This is a genomic window from Ralstonia mojiangensis, assembly GCF_023955645.1.
Taxonomy (GTDB): Bacteria; Pseudomonadota; Gammaproteobacteria; order Burkholderiales; family Burkholderiaceae; genus Ralstonia; species Ralstonia mojiangensis.
This window is the reverse complement of sequence record NZ_JAMXHU010000001.1, coordinates 293,779-310,734: the sequence shown is the minus strand read 5'-3', so window position 1 is coordinate 310,734 and position 16,956 is coordinate 293,779. Positions and strand designations below refer to the sequence as shown.

19 protein-coding genes are annotated in these 16,956 nt (G+C 63.8%); 7 read left to right on the top strand and 12 right to left on the bottom strand.

Features of this window, described 5'->3' with window-relative positions; translation table 11 throughout:
• The first annotated feature begins 37 nt into the window (after positions 1 to 37).
• Both NG898_RS01445 and NG898_RS01440 read left to right on the top strand, forming a co-directional pair.
• Positions 38 to 805 carry a sulfite exporter TauE/SafE family protein gene (locus NG898_RS01445; protein ID WP_092972658.1) on the top strand — a complete coding sequence of 256 codons (768 nt, stop codon included), beginning with the start codon at positions 38 to 40 and terminating at the stop codon, positions 803 to 805.
• A gap of 167 nt (positions 806 to 972) precedes the next feature.
• Positions 973 to 1,416 carry a hypothetical protein gene (locus tag NG898_RS01440; RefSeq protein ID WP_252690784.1) on the top strand — a complete coding sequence of 148 codons (444 nt, stop codon included), beginning with the start codon at positions 973 to 975 and terminating at the stop codon, positions 1,414 to 1,416.
• Positions 1,417 to 1,482: 66 nt separating this feature from the next.
• On the opposite strand, the gene NG898_RS01435 is transcribed toward NG898_RS01440, so the two are convergent.
• Together NG898_RS01435 and NG898_RS01430 are read right to left on the bottom strand one after the other, a co-directional pair.
• The gene (locus tag NG898_RS01435) at positions 1,483 to 2,883 is read right to left on the bottom strand and encodes a GntP family permease (RefSeq protein WP_252690783.1); all 1,401 of its coding nucleotides are present in this window, start codon (positions 2,881 to 2,883) and stop codon (positions 1,483 to 1,485) included.
• A 152-nt stretch (positions 2,884 to 3,035) separates the two neighbouring features.
• Positions 3,036 to 3,395, bottom strand: a complete 360-nt coding sequence (locus tag NG898_RS01430) for a hypothetical protein (protein WP_252690782.1) — start codon at positions 3,393 to 3,395, stop codon at positions 3,036 to 3,038.
• A 179-nt stretch (positions 3,396 to 3,574) separates the two neighbouring features.
• Here NG898_RS01430 and NG898_RS01425 point away from each other — a divergent pair, with 179 nt between their 5' ends.
• Positions 3,575 to 4,906 (top strand): MFS transporter, encoded by a 1,332-nt coding sequence (locus NG898_RS01425; RefSeq protein ID WP_252690781.1) that lies wholly within the window; start codon positions 3,575 to 3,577, stop codon positions 4,904 to 4,906.
• Positions 4,907 to 4,956: 50 nt separating this feature from the next.
• Here the strand turns inward: NG898_RS01425 and NG898_RS01420 are convergent, their stop codons facing one another.
• A complete protein-coding gene (locus NG898_RS01420) occupies positions 4,957 to 5,709 on the bottom strand; it encodes an oxidoreductase (RefSeq protein WP_252690780.1) in 753 nt (250 codons plus the stop codon).
• 311 nt (positions 5,710 to 6,020) lie between these two features.
• Here NG898_RS01420 and NG898_RS01415 point away from each other — a divergent pair, with 311 nt between their 5' ends.
• On the top strand, positions 6,021 to 6,305 hold the full coding sequence (locus tag NG898_RS01415) for an HU family DNA-binding protein (protein ID WP_003272088.1): 285 nt from the start codon (positions 6,021 to 6,023) through the stop codon (positions 6,303 to 6,305).
• A gap of 98 nt (positions 6,306 to 6,403) precedes the next feature.
• Here NG898_RS01415 and NG898_RS01410 read toward each other — a convergent pair whose 3' ends face one another.
• The 7 genes from NG898_RS01410 to NG898_RS01380 form a co-directional block, all read right to left on the bottom strand.
• Entirely contained in the window at positions 6,404 to 6,982 is a 579-nt protein-coding gene (locus tag NG898_RS01410; protein ID WP_252690779.1) for a HutD/Ves family protein, read from the bottom strand.
• A complete protein-coding gene (gene hutG, locus NG898_RS01405; protein WP_252690778.1) occupies positions 6,979 to 7,926 on the bottom strand; it encodes a formimidoylglutamase in 948 nt (315 codons plus the stop codon). Before hutG ends, NG898_RS01410 begins: the two co-directional genes overlap by 4 nt.
• On the bottom strand, positions 7,923 to 8,726 hold the full coding sequence (locus NG898_RS01400) for an amino acid ABC transporter ATP-binding protein (RefSeq protein ID WP_280928268.1): 804 nt from the start codon (positions 8,724 to 8,726) through the stop codon (positions 7,923 to 7,925). The genes hutG and NG898_RS01400 overlap by 4 nt, the downstream gene beginning before the upstream one ends.
• Positions 8,723 to 9,391: an amino acid ABC transporter permease gene (locus NG898_RS01395; protein WP_012762742.1), complete on the bottom strand. Its 669-nt coding sequence runs from the start codon at positions 9,389 to 9,391 to the stop codon at positions 8,723 to 8,725. Before NG898_RS01395 ends, NG898_RS01400 begins: the two co-directional genes overlap by 4 nt.
• A 15-nt stretch (positions 9,392 to 9,406) precedes the next feature.
• Positions 9,407 to 10,171 carry a glutamine ABC transporter substrate-binding protein gene (locus NG898_RS01390; protein WP_252690777.1) on the bottom strand — a complete coding sequence of 255 codons (765 nt, stop codon included), beginning with the start codon at positions 10,169 to 10,171 and terminating at the stop codon, positions 9,407 to 9,409.
• Between the two features lie 59 nt (positions 10,172 to 10,230).
• Entirely contained in the window at positions 10,231 to 11,001 is a 771-nt protein-coding gene (locus tag NG898_RS01385) for an IclR family transcriptional regulator (RefSeq protein WP_252690776.1), read from the bottom strand.
• A 109-nt stretch (positions 11,002 to 11,110) separates the two neighbouring features.
• Positions 11,111 to 11,641, bottom strand: a complete 531-nt coding sequence (locus NG898_RS01380) for a hypothetical protein (protein ID WP_252690775.1) — start codon at positions 11,639 to 11,641, stop codon at positions 11,111 to 11,113.
• A 251-nt stretch (positions 11,642 to 11,892) separates the two neighbouring features.
• On the opposite strand from NG898_RS01380, the gene NG898_RS01375 reads away from it, so the two are divergent.
• From NG898_RS01375 to NG898_RS01365, 3 genes are all read left to right on the top strand, one after another.
• Positions 11,893 to 12,435: an ester cyclase gene (locus NG898_RS01375; RefSeq protein WP_252690774.1), complete on the top strand. Its 543-nt coding sequence runs from the start codon at positions 11,893 to 11,895 to the stop codon at positions 12,433 to 12,435.
• A 145-nt stretch (positions 12,436 to 12,580) separates the two neighbouring features.
• A complete protein-coding gene (locus NG898_RS01370) occupies positions 12,581 to 13,510 on the top strand; it encodes a DUF2167 domain-containing protein (RefSeq protein WP_252690773.1) in 930 nt (309 codons plus the stop codon).
• A 3-nt stretch (positions 13,511 to 13,513) separates the two neighbouring features.
• Positions 13,514 to 14,233, top strand: coding sequence for a site-2 protease family protein (locus NG898_RS01365; RefSeq protein WP_252690772.1), 720 nt, complete (start codon positions 13,514 to 13,516; stop codon positions 14,231 to 14,233).
• Between the two features lie 53 nt (positions 14,234 to 14,286).
• Here the strand turns inward: NG898_RS01365 and sodB are convergent, their stop codons facing one another.
• Positions 14,287 to 14,865 (bottom strand): superoxide dismutase [Fe], encoded by a 579-nt coding sequence (gene sodB / locus NG898_RS01360; protein ID WP_252690771.1) that lies wholly within the window; start codon positions 14,863 to 14,865, stop codon positions 14,287 to 14,289.
• A gap of 147 nt (positions 14,866 to 15,012) precedes the next feature.
• Complete coding sequence (gene xseA / locus NG898_RS01355) at positions 15,013 to 16,422, bottom strand: exodeoxyribonuclease VII large subunit (protein WP_252690770.1); 1,410 nt, start codon at positions 16,420 to 16,422, stop codon at positions 15,013 to 15,015.
• Positions 16,423 to 16,956: the final 534 nt, after the last annotated feature.

The window sequence follows — 16,956 nt, the reverse complement described above, 5'->3', positions numbered from 1 at the left end:
CATCGCGGTCATTCCAGTCGCCTTGCATGCCCTACTTATGACCACGCTTCCGTTTTCCACAGCCCTGCTAGTCGCTGCGGCCGGCGTTTATGCCGGTGCCCAAAATGCCCTGGCGGGCGGCGGGTCCTTCATCACGTTTCCGGCCTTGCTGCTGGCGGGGCTCAACCCGCTGGGCGCCAACATGACATCGACGATCGCGCTGTTCCCCAGTCAGATCACCTCGTCGATTGCGGGACGCAAACTGGCTGGCGGCGTCGATGCTGGCGAACATCACCTCTCCCTCAAGCAGCTCATTGTCATCAGTCTGGTGGGCGGCGTGCTCGGCGCGCTGTTGCTGCTGGCGACACCGCCATCGTTCTTTGCCAGGCTGGTGCCGTATCTCGTGCTGTTTGCGACGAGCGTGTTTGCGTGGGGCAGTTTTCGCCGCAAACCGCTGCACGCGGCATCCGGCATGTCGACCACCGCGCTGGCGACCGCACAGTTTGCAATTGCCATTTACGGCGGCTACTTCGGCGGCGGGATCGGCTTCCTGATGCTCGCGGCGCTGACTGTGGCCGGCCAGCAGGTGCGCATGGCGGGCGCGACCAAGAACGTGCTCGCCATGACGATGAATGCATCGGCCGTGGCGGTGTTTGCTTTCTCGCCGCAGGTCAACTGGGCGGCCGTGGTGGCGCTGGGCATTGGCGGCATCGCGGGCGGATTTGCCGGCGCGTGGCTGCTGCACCGGCTGCCGGAAAAAGTGCTGCGCGGCTTCGTCGTCATCGTCGGCATCATCCTGACGGTTTGGCTGTTCATGCGCGCCTGAGTGCCGCATCTGAGGTTGGCTTGACAGCGTTTGTCCGACAGACGGTTCAGTGAATGTCTACTGTCTGCCGGGTTGCCGCTTTCCTATTGTGACGTTCGGGACGCGCAAGATGGCACGCCGAATGCGTGTCGTGGAGTTCGCCCCGTTTCACAACAAGGAGAACGAGCATGCAAGCACGCAAGATGTCGAGTCTGGCAGCGGCGATCGCCGTGGCCGCCTGCGCGTGGATCGGCGCGGCGCCCGCGCAGGCCCAGCAAAAGGATCACAGCGCAGTGACGGGCGTCGACAGCCAAATGGAAGGACCACGCACCCAGGTTCAGCGCAACGCCGATGCCGCTGCCAACCCCGGCTATCACAACAAGGCCACTGGCGCGCAACCCGAAGCCACGCCTGGCACGCTCAAGCAGAAAGTCCATCGTGCGCATGTGAAGACTGACAAGTGGGTCGACAAGCACGTCACGCACCGCCATGGCAAGGGCAAGACGACCGCCGAATCGTCCTCAGACCGCGCATTCTGGTCACATCGCGCCAACCAGTGTGACTCGCTGGTGGGTGAAGCCCAGCGCGTCTGCCGTGAACGCCGATCTGAAGCGGCCGGCAGCATGCAATAACCGTCTCTGCCCATGAAAAAAGCCGACGTTTATGCGTCGGCTTTTTTCATTGCGGCGATAACTGCGTCAGACGATGCCGGTGGCGTAGAACACGGCAATCACGAAGAACACAGCCAGCGTCTTGATGATCGTCACGCAGAACACATCGCGATACGCCTCGCGGTGCGTGAGGCCCGTCACGGCGAGCAGCGTGATGACGGCCCCATTGTGCGGCAGCGTGTCCATACCGCCCGACGCCATCGCTGCCACACGGTGCAGAACTTCCATCGGAATGCCCGTCGCCTGCGCGGCCTGCACAAACTGATCGGCCATTGCCGCCAGCGCGATGCTCATGCCGCCCGACGCGGAACCGGTGATGCCCGCAAGCGTGCTCACCGTCACGGCTTCATTGACCAGCGGATTCGGGATCGCGCGCAGGCCATCGGCCAGCACCAGGAAACCCGGCAGCGCGGCAATCACGCCACCGAAACCGTATTCCGAAGCGGTGTTCATCGCGGCCAGCAGCGCGCCCGACACCGCCGCCTTGCTGCCTTCGGCAAAGCGGCCCTTGACGGCGCGGAAGCCAAACACGAGCACCACGATGATGCCGATCAACAGCGCCGCTTCCACGGCCCAGATCGCGGTCAGCTTATCGGCTTCAACCGTCAGCGGCTTGGGCAACCCGGGCAACGCAACGGTGACGATCTTGCCGTACCACGTCGGGATCCAGCGCGTGAACAGCAGGTTCATCACGCCCACCAGCACCAGCGGCAACAACGCGACGAGCGGATGCGCGAGCGTGCCGGTCTCGGCGGTCTCGGGCTCGTTCACCAGCTTGGTGAGCCCGTGGTCGTAGCCGTGGCCATTGCGCAGGGCCGCGCGGCGGCGCCATTCCAGATACGACATGCCGACCACGATGATGAACAACGCACCAATGGTGCCAAGCCACGGCGCAGCCCACGAGGTGGTGTGGAAGAACGTGGTCGGAATGATGTTCTGGATCTGCGGCGTGCCCGGCAATGAATCCATCGTGAACGAAAACGCGCCCAGCGCGATCGTGCCCGGGATCAGGCGCTTGGGGATATTGCCCTGGCGGAACATCTCCGCTGCAAACGGGTACACCGCAAACACCACCACGAAGAGCGACACGCCGCCGTACGTCAGCAGCGCACACACCAGCACGATGGAAAGCATCGCCCGCTTGGCCCCCACCACGCGGATGACCGACGCGACGATCGAGCGCGAAAAGCCCGACAGCTCGATGACCTTGCCGAAGACAGCACCAAGCAGGAATACCGGGAAATACAGTTTGACGAAGCCGACCATCTTCTCCATGAAGATGCCGGAGAACACCGGCGCCACAGCCGATGGGTCAGTCAGAAGCACTGCGCCCAGGGCAGCCAGCGGTGCAAACAGGATGACGCTGTAGCCGCGATACGCGGCGAACATCAGGAATGCCAGCGCAGCCAGCACGATGATGACGGACATCGACAATCTCCTCGCATGCTTTTCTTTTAAGAGCGAAGGATTGTATGTCGCGATGCAACAGATTCCGTTACGCAATCACGCGTATTGAACTGAAGGCGGAACTGGCGTTCAACCGCACCGGATGTGCGTCTTCGTCACGTCAAGATGACGATTCAGTGACGACGCCCCCAGCCTCCTCCATGGCCCCAGCCGCGTCCGCTCCATCCCCGGCCGCCCCAGCCACGATGGCAGCCCCAGCAGCCACCCCCGCCAATCCACACACTGCCGAAGACCGGCGCCGGGTAAACCGGCGCAGGGTAATAAGCCGGCCCGTAGTAGTAATAGGGATCGTACGGATAGGACGGATAGGCTGCCACCGGCGCAGGCGCCACGGCTGCAGGCGCGATTGGGTTGCCATAAGCGTCGTAATACGGTGCGACCACGCAGCCGCCCAGCAAGATGGCCGCGCACGCGGCCACCGCGCCCGGCAGGATGGCGGCAAAACGATGGCCCGGTTGCGGCGTGCGGTTCATGATGTGCTCCGTTGGATGCATGTGCATATGCGTTCGACAGTGTTTGGCCGCCTCAATTCCACAGTCTTCCTATAGCGCTGCAGCGAATCGCTGCCGGATCACTTACCATGACCGCTTCGCCGCCCGCGCTGGGGAGAGATCGAGCAGGCGATGCCCATAAAACACTGGAGGACACATCCATGCAAGCCACGGCAGCGCCCACTCAGGGCGATCGGGCACCAGCACCGGCCATCTCTGCGGCCACCCGACGCAAGGCCATCATCGCCGCCACCATCGGCAACGGCCTCGAATGGTTCGACTTTACGGTCTACAGCTTTTTCGCCGTCATCATCGCCAAGCTGTTCTTCCCCACTGGCAACGACTTCACCTCGTTCATGCTGACAGTCGCCACGTTCGGCGTGGGGTTCTTCATGCGCCCGGTCGGCGCCGTGGTGCTTGGCATCTACGCCGACCGCGTGGGCCGCAAAGCTGCACTGACGCTCACCATCATGATGATGGCAATCGGCACCGCCATCATCGGCCTTGCACCGACGTACGCGCAAATCGGCATCGGCGCACCCATCCTTATCGTGATTGCGCGGCTCATCCAGGGCTTCTCGGCCGGCGGTGAAGTCGGTGGCGCCACGGCGTTCCTGATCGAGTATGCGCCGGACGAAAGGCGCGGCTATTTCGCGAGCTGGCAGCAAGCGAGCCAAGGCATCTCGTTCATCCTGGGTGCCGCCATGGGCGCGATCGTCACGAATGTCCTGTCGCCGGAGCAGATCGATGCGTGGGGCTGGCGCATTCCGTTCCTGTTCGGCTTGCTGATCGGGCCGGTCGGCATGTACATCCGCTCGCACCTGCACGAGCCGCCCGCGTTCGAAGCGCAGAAGGCAAAGGCCGCGAAAGAGTCGCGTCTGGCACCGCTGTCGCAAGTGCTGCGCGATCACCCGCGCGAAGTGCTCGGCGGCCTGGGTGTGACGATTCTCTGGACCGTCTGCACCTACACGCTGGTGTTCTACATGCCGACGTACGCGAAGCAACAGCTTGGTCTGCCGCTGGGCGCGACCTTCCAGTCGACGGCGCTTTGCGGCGCGATCATCTTCGTGCTGTGCCCGCTGATGGGCACGCTGTCCGACCGCATCGGGCGCAAGCGCATGCTGGGCACGGTGGCACTCGTCATTGCAGCTGCGGCGTATCCGCTCTTCCACTGGCTCAACGTCAACCCGACGGTGCAGACGCTGCTGCAGGTGCAGGTGATCCTGGGTGTGTTGCTGGCGGCGTTCACGGGCCCGGCACCGGCCGTGCTGGCTGAGCAGTTTCCGACGGCGGTGCGCTCTACCGGCCTGTCGATTTCATACAACCTGGCGGTCACGATCTTCGGTGGTTTTGCTCCGCTGATCGTGACGTGGTTGATTGCCAGTTCCGGGAGCAAGCTGGCACCGTCGTACTACGTGATGGTCGCAGCGATCATCAGCGTGTTTGCGCTGTCACTGATGCACGACCGCACGGGCAAGCCGATCGAAAAGTAATCGCTTGAAATAGCTCCCACGCGAAGCACGAGCGAAAAACGGCCGGTGGATCACCCCACCGGCCGTTCGTCTTTTGCGGCCAACAAGGCTGCGTTCTCCAACACACGCACACCCGGCGCATCCACGCGCGCCGCCATGACCAGCGCTGCCGCCACCGATTCCGCCGACACCGGTCGCCATGCCTTCGGAATCGTCCATCCGATTGCGCGCGACAGGCCTTGCGCAATGCGTTCACCAAGTCGAAATTCTGTGCGTGTGCCGAGCAGCAGCGAAGGCCGTACCACCGTCACGGACGGAAAGCCGATCGACAGGATTTCCGCCTCCACCTCGCCCTTGCAGCGGTTGTAAAAAACACGGGAGCGCGCATCGGCGCCCAACGCGCTCACCAGCAGAAAATGATGTGCGCCAGCAGCAAACGCGCGCCGCGCCAGTTCAACCGGATACTCGACATCAACGCGACGGAATGCCGCCTGCGAGCCCGCCTGCCGGATCGTCGTGCCAAGCGCGCAGATGACGATATCGGCGGCAAACGCAGACTGCGTTTCGGGCGCATCCAGATGCTCGAAATCGACCACGCATTCACGCAATCGACCGGGCGTCGCCTGCCCTGCTGTCAAGGCCCCACGCCGCCGTACAAGCGCGGTCACGCTGCCCGCCCAGGGCTGCGCGACGAGACGACGCACCACCGCGTGTCCCACCAGCCCGTTGGCGCCGGCCACCAGAACGGCCGGTCCGCGCGGTTGTTCCGGCGCTTCGCCGCCGGCCGCGAAACCTTGTCCGACAGGCATTTGCGCACTCGACATGATGTTCTCCATGAAGTTGGCACAGGGGCTGGAGCACAGTGTACGGCGTCTGGCGAACCGGTTCGCTGCCGTGCCGACTGCGCGCTTTCGGTGCGTTCCGGACGTGAAGAACGCTGGCGGAAATGCAAACAAACCGTGTCGATATCAGGTGTTTCCCGGATGCCCGCCCGCAAACCCATACGGGGCAAGTGTCGGCTGCAAGCAACGACCCGCAAACCCTTGCAGTTAGGGGATGTGCAACCCTTCGCAACGGTGATATAAAACGGGTCGCAGTACAACGCTGTCCAACAAACCTGAAGTGGGGAACTGACATGACGACCAAATCCGAACTCGTAGCCGCCATTGCGAAAGACGCTGAACTGAGCAACGCCGCCGCCGAGCGCGCGCTGAACTCCGCGCTGGAAAACATCAAGAAGACCGTCGCCAAGGGCGGCACCATCACGCTGGTTGGCTTCGGTTCGTTCTCGTCGGGCAAGCGTGCAGCACGCACGGGCCGCAACCCGCGCACCGGCGAAGCCATCAAGATCCCGGCAACCAAGACCGTGAAGTTCACGGCTGGCAAGGGCTTCAAGGACGCCGTGAACAAGAAGAAGTAATAGTCTTCTGCCGAGCCCGGCATGCATGCCGGGCCGGGAGACTTGCAAGGGACCCTACGGGGTCCCTTTTCTTTTGGTGCGTTTGATCTGGCGCAACGTCAGCCGACCGGCCACAAGGCCACCAGATAACCGACCGAACCGACACGCGCGACAACCGTGTCTGGATCGCCCTCTGCATCGAGCCAGGCAGCGGCGCCCTGCGGTACATCGTCGGCGCCGATCGACAGCAGGCCGTGCACGCAATACACCAGCCATTGCATGCCTCGATGCAAGCGCGGCAGCGAGCGACGCTCGCCGGCTGCCAGGGCAATCGCTTCGGCGTGATGTGCCCAGCTGTCGCGCCGCGTCATCACGTTGAAATCCGACAGCGGCGCGTCGAGTGTGGCATGCACATCCGCTTCGCCGGGAAAGCGCGCGGGCGCTTCGCCGGGCGCAAGCATCACGGCTTCGGCGTCGGCGCGATGCATCGTCAGCCGGCCGCCCGCAATCACGGCCAGCGATCGGTCAATGCCGACAAAGCGCGAGAACGGCCCGGCCGCATCCACCTGCGCGGTGCTTACGCGCCAGTCGAAGTTGTCGAGCGTGGCACCCGCCGGTGCGATGGCAATTTCTGTCGTGACACCGCCACCGTTCTTCCACGGCATGCGGCGCATTGCGTCTGCAGGAATCAGTTTCATGAACGGCGCAACAAGTGATACGCCAGACGCGCCGCAACGCGCACGGTGCGACGGTCCTGGTCGTACTCGGGGTTGGTCTCGGCGATGTCTGCCACGCGCACCTTGCCCGTCGCGCAGACGTGCTGCACCAGGGCCTCGAGCACCGGCAGCGTGATGCCGTACGCCGCGGGCGCGGACACGCCAGGCGCCACGGCGGCGGCCAGCACATCCATGTCGATGGTCAGGTAAACGTGATCGGCATCTGCCAGCCATGCATCGAGATCGGCCGTGCGCGCATCTAGGTGGCGCTCCTGCACGCCGGTGTCTTCCACGTAGTGCGCGTGCAGCGCATCGGCGCGATCAAACAGCGCGGGCGTGTTCGACAGGCGGCTCACACCCAGGCAGCAATACGTCAGGTCGATGCCGTGTGCGGCGCAGTCTTCGGCGATCTGGTCGAACGGCGTGCCGGAGTTGCCGGGGCGGCTCGTGCGCAGGTCGAAATGCGCATCGAAGTTGACGATGGCCAGGCGCCCCCGCCAGCCTTGTTTCTGCCAATGCCGACGCAGGCCCTGATAGGTACCGAAGGCAACCTCGTGGCCGCCGCCAAGCACGACCGGACGCGCGCCGGCTTCGAGTAGTTCGCACACGGTTTCGCCGAGTTCGGCTTGCGCGCCTTCCAGATCGCCGTCGTCACACGTGACATCGCCCGCATCTGCAAGCACCGACTGGCCATGCGCGGGCACGTTGGCCAACGCACGTCGAATTTCGCGCGGGCCCTGTGCAGCACCAGCGCGGCCGTGGTTGCGCACGACGCCCGCATCGCACGCAAACCCTACCAGCGCAGGCACGCCAGACAACGTCATCGCATAGGCGGACTGCACGACCTGGAACAGGCGCGTCACGTCACCGCGTTCGCCTGTGTCGTCACGCCCCTGCCAGATGGAAGCATCGAACGTCGTCGTCATGCGCGTGTCAGCACCGCTTGCAGGAACGAACGCGTTCGCGCTTCCTTGGGCTCGCCAAAGATGACCGACGGCGGTCCGGCTTCGACGATGCCGCCGCCGTCCATCACCACCACCACGTCGGCCACTTCGCGTGCGAAACCCATCTCGTGCGTGACGACCAGCATCGTCATGCCTTCCTTGGCGAGCACCTTCATTACCTGCAGCACTTCACCAACGAGTTCGGGGTCAAGCGCAGACGTCGGCTCGTCAAACAGCATCACCTTGGGCCGCATCGCCAACGCCCGTGCAATGGCCACGCGCTGCTTCTGTCCACCCGAAAGGCTGGCAGGCATCGCGTCGGCCTTGTGCGCCAAGCCCACTTTCTGCAGCAGTTCGCGCGCTTCGGCCTCCGCTTCGTGCTTCGACTTGCCGCTCAGCATGCGCGGGCCGACCGTGACGTTGTGCAGCACCGAAAGATGCGGGAACAGATTGAACGACTGGAACACCATGCCGACCTGCTGCCGCAATTGATTCAGCTCGCCATCGGGCAGCAACTTGCCGTTGTCGATCAGCCGCTTGCCGCAGATGTCGATGGTGCCGCCTTCGGCTGTCTCCAACCCGTTGCAGCAGCGCAGGAACGTGCTCTTGCCCGAGCCGCTGGGGCCGATGACGACCACCACCTGCGACGCATCGACTTCAAAGTCGATGCCCTTGAGCACGGTGTGATCGCCATACGATTTGGTGAGGCCGCGGATCTGGATCATTGGCACATCCAGCGCGGATTTGAGAGTTTGCGGGTGAGCCGCATTTGTCATGCTCATTGCACCATGCCTCCCGCACGGATGTTGCGCTCAAGCCGGTGCAGCAGATAGCTGGCGGCACTGGTCAGCACCAGATACACCAGCGCAATCGCCAGATACACCTCCAGCGAGCGATACGACACGCTGATGATCTTCTGCCCTTCGTGCATCAGGTCGTGAATCGTCAGCAGCGACACCAGCGCCGAGTTCTTGATCAGTGCGATGAACTCGTTGCCCAGCGGCGGAATCATCCGCACCACGGCCTGCGGCAGGATGATCGCGCGCATCGACTGCGCGGACGACATGCCGATCGAGCGCGCCGCCTCCATCTGCCCGCGATCCACCGACTGGATCGCGCCGCGCACGATTTCCGACACGTAGGCGCCCGAATACACGCCCAGCCCCAACACGCCGCACACAAACGCCGGCAGCAGAATGTCGAACTGCGGCAGCCCGAAGAACAGCAGGAAGAGTTGCACCAGCAGCGGCGTGCCACGGATGAACGTCACGTACACCGTGCAGATGCCGTAGATGAATCGGCGGCGCGGGTTCAACCGCCCGATGCCGATCAGCAGGCCCAGCACGCAGCCGAGCACCAGCGCCGCGGCCGTCACCTCAACGGTAACGAGCGCACCGCGCAGGATGTCGTGCCAGCCGGCCCAGACAGGAGAAAAATCCAGTTCCATCAGCGTGTCCGGTCGTTACTTGGCGGCGGCGCCAAACCACTTCTTGACGATCTGGTCGTACGTGCCGTCGGCCTTGATCTTCTCCAGCGCGGCGTTCAGTGCCTTGGTCAGTTCAGGCTGATCACGGCGCACGGCGATGCCGTATTCCTCGGTGGTGAGTGCCGGCTCAACCAGACGCAGACCAGGGCGTGCCTTCACGTAGTACGCGGCAGCGGGGCGGCCCGTGACTGCGGCATCGGCGCGGCCGATCTCAACGAGGTTGAACATCTCGTTGTTCTTCTCGACTTCCACGCGCTCGACCTTCGGGTAGTTCTCGCGCAGGTAGTTGACCGACTTGGTACCCACCTGCACGCTCACCTTCTTGCCGTTCAGGTCAGCCGGCGTCTTGATGGCCGTGTTGCCTTGCTTGACCAGCGCGACCAGGCCGCCGTGGTAGTACGGCACCGTGAAATCCACCACCTTCTTGCGCTCTTCCGTGATGTAGATGCCCGAGATGGCCACGTCGAAGCGGCGCGAGATCAGGCCCGGCACGAGGCCCTTGAAGTCGATGTCCGTCCATTCGACCGGACGGCCCATAGTGCGGGCCAGCGCGTCGATCAGGTCCACATCAAAGCCGGTGCGCTTGCCGTTTTCGACAAACTCCATCGGCGCGAACGTGGCGTCGGTGGCGACGCGCAGCGGCTCCCCTGCAGCGTGCGCAGCGGTTGCGAAGGACGCCGCAGCGGACAACGCCACGGCACCAGCCAGCATCGAATGCATGAAGTGACGACGATTCCCCATGAGTGGTCTCCTTGTGTGATGCATGTGGGGTGAGAAAAAGAATCGGAAAAGTTAAAAATTCAGATGTCCTGCAGCCGAGCAGAAATGGAGGCGGCCGCCGCAACGGTCATGTCGATCAGGCGTTGCTCCTTGCCGCGCACACGTGTCGCAGGCGCCATCAACGTGATGGAGCCGAGCGCGTGGCCAGGCAGACGGAATACCGGCACGCTCACGCCCCAGACACCGGGGTCGACCTCGCCTTCGGACAGCGCGTAGCCCGCGGCGCGAATGTCAGCGAGTTCAGCTTGCAGTTGCGCCTGGGTGTCGGCATCGATGGTCAGCAAATCTGCGAGGATGGCGCGCGCCGCAGCGGGCGGCATGAAGGCGAGCAACGACTTGGCGGAGGCGCCGGCCAGCAGAGGCACGCCGCGGCCTTTCTCGAATGAGCAGCGCAGCGACTGCTGGCTCTCGACCATTTCCAGGCAGACGGCCTGATCCTTGACGGCCACGACCAGCCCCACCGATTCGCCCGACTCGGCCACAAGTTTGGCCATGCCGATGCGCGCTTCCTGCACGAGGTGCGAAGCGTGGTCGAAACCCAGCGCGAGCTGCAGGCTGATCGGCCCCGGGGCATAGGTGCCCGCCGACTCGAGCACGAAGCCCCAGCGCTTGAGCATTGCGACCTGACGGTACAGCGTGCTCTGCGGCAGGCCGGTCAGTTCGACCAGCTCGCGCGCGGCAACCGGGCGGCCGTGGCGCGCGATGGTGGCGAGCACCATGAGCACGCGGTCCGAACCGCTGGTAGCGGCAGCGGATTGTGCTGGTGAAGGTGCCAGGCCCGGCTCGGTCATCGCGAAACTCCGTCGAGTGATGTTGCGACGGAGAATGCGACGATTTTCTCAATACATCAACGCGACATTCCCATTTAGCGGGAATTAATCACGAATTCGGTATTTACACCTAGGACGTCTCCGTCACATGCCAGGCCTCCTCGTCCAGGCGCGCTTCCAGAAACGCAACGACGGCGTGGGCGGAAGCCTCGCTGCGGCACGTCGTTAGCGCGGTGTAGAGCGGCGCGGCCAAGCCATTGAGGAAGTCGATCGGCGCTTCCGGACCTTCGGCCAGATAGCGCTGCAAGGCCGAGAACGCGCCGGCCTGGCTCAAGCGCCAATCGGCAATCGAGGCCTGCCGCACATGGCGCGGTGCGAATGGCTTGGCAGCCGCCGACTGGAGCGGCGGCTTGGGCCCGGGCACAACCTTGATTGGCGCGCGGCTTGCGACATAACCCTCGGCGATCAGACGCGCGAGGTCTTCGGCGCGGTCGTCAATGTCGGGGCCGGCGCTGCTCAATTGCGCCAGGATGTCCGCCGCGCAGCGTTCGCCATTGATCAGCAGCAGGATCGCCCGCTGCCGATGCGTGACGTGCCCACTGCGCGCTTGCAACTCCTGCGTGCCGCGCTCCGTGCGCGACAGGATGTGGCTCAGATCCACCGTCCCCTCCCTTGTTTTTATGCGTCTGTTCGATGAAGGGCCAGTCTAGAAAAACCCGGCGCGGCGCGGACCATTTGAACGCCGTATGGCGCGCGATACCGACTATCACGTGCGCGGCATTGCGTTCGCGCAGGCGACCGGCATGGCGACCGATCATCAAATCTGGATTGAAACCAGATCGACTCACAAGCCCTTTATCGTCTGTGATTGGAAATCTACAGTGCAGCGCTTCACCACCTACGGAGTCCACCATGCTTATCCGCCCCGCCCTGCTCGCCGCCGCCGTGCTGACGCTGCCCGCCCTCGCAATGGCACCCGCAGCCATTGCGTCAACCTCCGATGCTGATCTCATTCGCGCGGATCACGTCGCCGCGCCCGACACGCCGCAGGCCGCAGCCGCCGTGCTGGCCGCACGTCGCTACGCCACCTTCTGGCATACCGGCGATGCGCGCTATGCCACGGAAGCGCTGTCGCCTGCGTTTGTCGATCGCACATTGCCCGCTGGCCGCGTGCAGGGTGCGCAAGGCCCGCTCGATGCATCCAAGGCGTTCCGCACAGCGGTGCCCGACATGCGCGTGGAGATTGAAGACATGGTCGTTGCCGACGACCGCGTCTCGGTTCACCTGCGCTTTCGCGGACACTTCACCGGCGAGTTCGGCCGCACGCACGGGCAGAACCAGCCGATCGACTTCCAGGCCTTCGACCTGTATCGGATTGCCGACGGCAAGATCGCCGAAAACTGGCACCTGGAAGACAACCAGACGCTGCTGCGGCAGATGGGCCTTCAACCGTAATCCACACGGCTTCATTAACGCCCATTAACAGCTCAACTCCCCGCTCCCGCTATGCTTCGGCCCAGCTTGCAGACCGCCTGGCGGCGGCCAAAGCATCAGAAGAATCGAGCCAATCAACACACAAGAAAATCTTCGGGAGAAGCACATGGGAAAGGGGTTTCAGGGCGCGTTGCGCGTCTGGGCGGGCGCGCTCGCCTGCGCGGCGGTGCTGGGTGCGATGGGAGCGATGGGTGCTACCGCAGCCCACGCGCAACAGGCCAGCGATCCGCAACAGGAAATGAAGCAGGCCTGGGCTGCAGCCAAGGCGGCTGCGAAGGTCGGCCCCACGTCGATCGAACTGCGTGACCAGGCCACGCTCAAGATCGGCAAGGACGAGGTCTTCATTCCGCAGCCGGCTGCCGGGCAGCTCATGCACGCCATGGGCAACAGCAACAACCCCGACATGCTCGGCCTGGTCATGCCCACCAGCGACGATGACGAATGGATGGTCGTCGCCAAGTACGAAGCCTCGGGCTACATCAAGGATGACGACGCCCGCGACTGGAACGTCGACGATCTGTACAAATCGCTCAAGGAAGGCACCGCCGCTGCCAACGAAGAGCGCGAGAAGCGCGGCATCCCCGCACTGGAAATCCAGGGCTGGGTCGAGCGTCCGCACTATGACGCCGCCACACACCGCCTCATCTGGTCGATGGCTGCGCGCTCCAAAGGCCAGCCGGCCGACGATCCGGGCGCGGTCAACTACAACACGTACGCACTGGGCCGCGACGGCTATATCAGCCTGAACCTGATCACCGGCCGCAACCACGTCGACGCTGACAAACCCGCCGTGCAAAAGCTACTCGCCGATCTCGATTTCAAAGATGGCAAGCGCTACACCGATTTCAACTCGAAGACCGACAAGGTGGCCGAGTACGGGTTGGCCGCGCTGGTGGGTGGCATCGCCGCCAAGAAGCTGGGCCTGTTTGCCGTGATGGCCGCGTTCCTGGCCAAGTTTGCAAAGGTGGCCATCCTGGCGGTGGCGGGCTTTGGCGCGGCCCTGGCCAAGTTCTTCAAGCGCAAGCCGAGCGCATAAGCCGTGGCCAAGCTGCTGATTCTGCTGTTTTCCGGGCTGAAGTTCGGCAAGCTGCTGACCACCGGCGGCACGATGCTGCTGTCGGTGGCCGCATATGCCTTCGTGTTCGGCTGGCGCTATGCGGTGGGCTTCGTGGTGCTGCTGTTCATCCACGAGATGGGCCACTTCATGGCGGCACGCCAACGCGGGCTGGCGGTGGGGGCGCCCACCTTCATCCCGTTCGTGGGCGCGTGGATCGATCTGAAAGAACAGCCGATGGATGTCGAAACCGAAGCCCACATCGGCCTGGCAGGCCCCGTGGCGGGCACGGTGGGCGCCATGCTGTGCTACGGAATTGCGCGCTACACCGACAGCCAGTTGCTGCTGGCGCTGGCCTACGCCGGCTGCTTCCTCAACCTGTTCAACCTGATCCCGCTCTCGCCGTTTGACGGCGGACGCATCACGGCGGTGCTGTCGCCGCGCATCTGGTTTCTGGGGGTACCGGTGCTGGTGGCGCTGTTCATCTGCCGGCCAAGTCCGATCCTGATCCTGATTGCGGTGCTGGCCGTGCCGCAGTTGATGAAGGCTTGGCGTTACGACCCGCATGCGCCGGAAAACCGCGCGTATTACAGCATCTCGAACGAATCGCGCCTGACCTACACGGTGTACTACATTGGGCTCGTCGTCTTTCTGGCGATGATGAGCCACGAATTGCACGACATGCTCGGCAGCGCGCGCGCATAAAAAAACCTCCGCTTGTACGGAGGTTTTTTCTTGGGTCGCCGGAGCGGTTCGCCTTAGGCGAAGTTCTTGGCAACGAAGTCCCAGTTGACCAGGTTCCAGAACGCCTCGACGTACTTCGGACGGGCGTTGCGGTAGTCGATGTAGTAAGCGTGTTCCCACACGTCGCAGGTCAGCAGCGGCTTCGCGTCGGTCGTCAGCGGCGTGGCGGCGTTCGAGGTCGACACCAGATCCAGCGAGCCGTCGGCCTTCTTCACCAGCCAGGCCCAGCCCGAACCGAACGTGCCGATGGCCGTCTTGGTGAACTCTTCCTTGAACTTGTCGAAGCTGCCCCACTTGGCGTTGATGGCGTCAGCCAGCGCGCCGGTCGGAGCGCCACCGCCTTGCGGCTTCAGGCCGTTCCAGTAGAACGTGTGGTTCCAGACCTGTGCAGCGTTGTTGAACACGCCACCCGACGACTTCTTGACGATGTCTTCGAGGCTCAGGTTCTCGAACTCGGTGTCCTTGATCAGGTTGTTCAGGTTCGTGACGTAGGTCTGGTGGTGCTTGCCGTAGTGGAACTCCAGCGTTTCCTTGGAGATGTGCGGCGCCAGAGCGTCTTGGGCGTACGGCAGCGGGGGGAGCGTGTGTTCCATTGTTCTTGCCTTCTGTGGGTTGTACAGGTTGGGAGCGACGATTGTAGGAGACTTGCAAAACCGGCGCAAACCGCATGCCAAATAGTCGGAATACCCGCTAAACGCGTGCGGAATCGCGACCGTTGCCGCGATAAGGTCATGCGCTGGTCACAGTTCGAGCTTCGGTTGCACCCGGGCGATTTCGATATCGGCCGTGCCTAGCGCCAGCCGGGCCTCGATATGTGCCCGGGCATGCAGTGCGTTCGGATCCCGAATCGCATGGCCCTTGGCATCGAGCAGTACCGCATAACCACGCTCCAGCGTGCGCTGGGGCGCCAGCAGTTCCAGCCCGCTGTGCTGGCGGGCCAGACGCTCCTGCGCGCGAGCCAGCCTGTCCCGCATGACGCGTGCCAGCGTCGCTTCGGCTTGCTGGAGGCGCGCGCGCTCTCGCGTGGCGTCGGGGCGCGCTGCGGCCAGGCGCATTGTCAGCAGACGCTGCAGGTGTTCCGCGCGCTGCACGCGGCCGGTCAGGGCAAAGCGCAGGCGGCCTTCCAGATGGGCGAGTTGCGTGCGGCGTTCGCGCATCTGCGCCTGCGGGCTGCGCAGGCGGCGCGCGAGCCAATCGACGGTCTGCGCGCGGCGATCGAGCTGGCGGCGGAACTGTGCGGAGAGCGCATCCCAGTCGCGCTCCACATCGCGCAGCATGCGGGCACGATCGGGGCTGACGAGTTCGGCGGCCGCGGTTGGCGTGGGTGCCCGCACGTCGGCCACAAAGTCGACGATAGTCACATCTGTTTCATGCCCGACGCCCGCCACGATGGGAATTTCCGATGCGGCCACCGCGCGCGCCACCGGCTCTTCGTTGAAGGCCCACAGGTCTTCAATGCTGCCCCCGCCCCGGCACAGAATGATGACGTCGACCTCTGCCCGGGCATTGACCCGTTCCAGCATGGCCGCGATGCGCTCCGACGCACCGGCGCCCTGCACCGGCACGGGATAGACCACCACCGGCACATGCGGAGCGCGCCGGCGCAGCGTGGTCAGCACGTCGCGCAAGGCCGCCGCCTGCAGCGACGTCACCACGCCAATCGCACGCGGATGCCGCGGCAAGGGGCGTTTGCGGTCGGCTTCGAACAAGCCTTGCGCCTCCAGCGCGGCTTTCAGCCGCAGGAAAGCCTCGTACAGATTTCCCAGGCCGGCCCGGCGGATGGCTTCAACGCTCAATTGCAGTTCGCCGCGCGCTTCGTACAGCGTGACCAACGCACGCACCTCGACGGCCTCGCCTTCGCGCGGGGTGAAATCGGCGTACTGGTTGCGGCCCTTGAACATCACGCAGCGAATCTGCGCGCCCGCATCCTTGAGTGAGAAATACCAATGTCCGCTGGCTGCACGCGTGAAGTTCGAAATCTCGCCGCGCACCCAACCCAGCGGAAAGTTGCGTTCAAGCAGCCCCGCAATGCGGCGGTTGACGTCGCTGACGGTGAGCACATCCTGCGAGCCCCGACTCGGCGCAGACACAGCGGCTGGTGCGGCCGACATCTCAGGGGGGGATGCTGGCGTGGGTGCGGTGGCATCCATCCAGAATGGGCGGCGGGAAGACGGCGGCGGGGTCATAAGTGGTGCGGGGAGCGCAAAACAATGAGGCTTTGGGGCGACTTCTACCTTGAATAGGGGAGGCAATACACGCTGAGCGGGCTACCTGTCCACAGCATAACTTGCTTGTCAAGCTTGACAGAGGCCAGGTGACTCGCTCTCTGCATTTTGACGCAACCCCTTGATTCTTATGAAAAATCCACCCATGTCAAAATTTCAGCAGCGCAAGTAATTTCGTTCTGCGTCAAGCATTTAGCGCAGGCGCCCCAAGGATGTTCACAAAGTTATCCACAGCGGCGCTGGAAAACCGGGGTGTGACGCCTGGGCAGTGGATAAATCGGCCGTCGATTCTCACACGTTCGGGCCGGGTATCCCCATTTTTTCGGGTGAAACCCCGCTGCACATTTTTTAAGCGAAGCCTCGAACACCCTTTTGAATCAGTCACTTAAGGTGCTTGTCCGGGCAATGTCCACAGCCCGTCCACAAGACTGTCCCGTGTGGGTGTGGATTTCCTCGCGC